This is a genomic window from Halobacterium sp. CBA1126, assembly GCF_009741975.1.
Lineage (GTDB): Archaea > Halobacteriota > Halobacteria > Halobacteriales > Halobacteriaceae > Halobacterium.
Genome location: NZ_WPCF01000199.1, coordinates 1 through 1,483, shown reverse-complemented (window position 1 = coordinate 1,483; position 1,483 = coordinate 1). Strand labels below are relative to the sequence as shown.

2 protein-coding genes and 1 pseudogene are annotated in these 1,483 nt (G+C 72.2%); 1 reads left to right on the top strand and 2 read right to left on the bottom strand.

Translation table 11 applies throughout. From position 1 onward, the window contains the following. Positions 1-540 (bottom strand): energy-coupling factor ABC transporter ATP-binding protein (locus GJ634_RS15150; protein ID WP_157503654.1); only part of this gene is annotated, 540 nt, incomplete at its 3' end. Continuing rightward, on the bottom strand, positions 540-1,121 hold the full coding sequence (locus tag GJ634_RS15145) for a biotin transporter BioY (RefSeq protein WP_331714212.1): 582 nt from the start codon (positions 1,119-1,121) through the stop codon (positions 540-542). The genes GJ634_RS15150 and GJ634_RS15145, both read right to left, overlap by 1 nt. A 105-nt stretch (positions 1,122-1,226) precedes the next feature. On the opposite strand from GJ634_RS15145, the pseudogene GJ634_RS15140 reads away from it, so the two are divergent. After that, a pseudogene (locus GJ634_RS15140) lies at positions 1,227-1,483 on the top strand (conditioned medium-induced protein 4); the annotation flags it as partial.

The following is a 1,483-nucleotide window of genomic DNA, read 5'->3' as shown; positions in this document are numbered from 1 at the left end:
GTGGAGCGCGCGCAGGCGCTCGAGGACGGACTGGCGGGCGGGCCAGTCCAGCCCCGCGAACGGTTCGTCGAGGACGAGGTGGTCGGGGCGCATCGCGAGCGCGCCGGCGATTGCGACCCGGGCCTGCTCGCCGCCGGAGAGTTCGTCGATGCGCTCGTCGCGGCGGCCCGCGAGCGCGACGGCGTCGAGGGCTTCCGCGACGCGCGCGTCGATTTCCTCGCGGGAAAGCCCGAGATTCTCGGGGCCGAACGCGACGTCCGCGCCGACGGTCGCGCCGACGAAGCCGTCGCGGGGGTCCTGGAAGACCATGCCGACGCTCGCGCGCGCCGCCACGAGGTCGTCGTGGACGGGCGTCCCGTTCACCCGCACCTCGCCCTCGTCGGGTTCGAGGAGGCCGTTGAGGTGGCGGACGAGCGTGGTCTTCCCGGAGCCGTTTGCGCCCGCGAGGACGACGCACTCGCCGTCGTCGACCCGGAGGGTGACGCCGTCGAGCGCGGTGGCGTCGCCGTAGCGGTGCGCGAGGTCGTCGACGGCGAGCATCAGGCGGCGCCGAGGTCCTCCGTGCGCGTGATGCCGACCGCGGCCGCGATCTTGAACGCCTCGGCGGGGACGAACGCCACCGCGGCGACGACGAACGCGCGGTAGAGCCCGACGTTCTGGACGACCGCGTAGCCGAGCGTGCCGCCCGCGTAGACGACGACGGTGCCCGCGAGCATCGCGGCGACGAGCCGCGGCACCGAGACCTCGCGGGGTTTCGCGAGCCCGCTCGTGCCGTGGGCGACCAGCCCGGTCAGGGCGGCGGCGACGGGGTACGACCAGAGGTAGCCGCCGTACGGGCCGAGGAGCGCGCCGAGGCCCGCGCTCCCGCCGGAGAAGACGGGCGCGCCGACGGCGCCCGCGACGACGTACAGCGCCAGCGAGACGCCGCCCCACAGCGGCCCGAGGTAGATGCCTGCGAGGAACACGCCGAGCACCTGGAGGGTCACCGGGACGGGGGAGACGGGGTTGGGGAACGATACGTACGCGAACGCGCCCGCGAGCGCGGCGAAGACGGCGGCGCGGGCGACGTTCTCGGCGACGTCCGCGCCGACGAGGTCGACGGAGTCTGTTTCGACGCTCACGGCCCGACCACTCTCGTCAACCGGTTTTAATTCTATGGTTTACGGAGCTCGCGTGGTAAGACAACAGACATATAGCGGCGCGCTCCGCTAGGGTGCCACTATTACATGGACGAGAAGACCGAGGAACTCCGGGACATCTTCGTCGACGTGGCCGACGACGACACGGTCACGGAGTCCCAGGCGGAGACGCACGGGTCGCTCGCCTCGGAGGAGGACGTCGAAGCCCGGCTCCGCGAGACCGTCGCGGAGATGCGCGACGCGCTCGACTTCGAGACGTCGCTGTCCGTCGACGAGCTGACGACGCTCGTCGAGCGCTTCTACAGCGAGGACAGCGACGAGGAACTCGCCGAGGAACTCGGCGT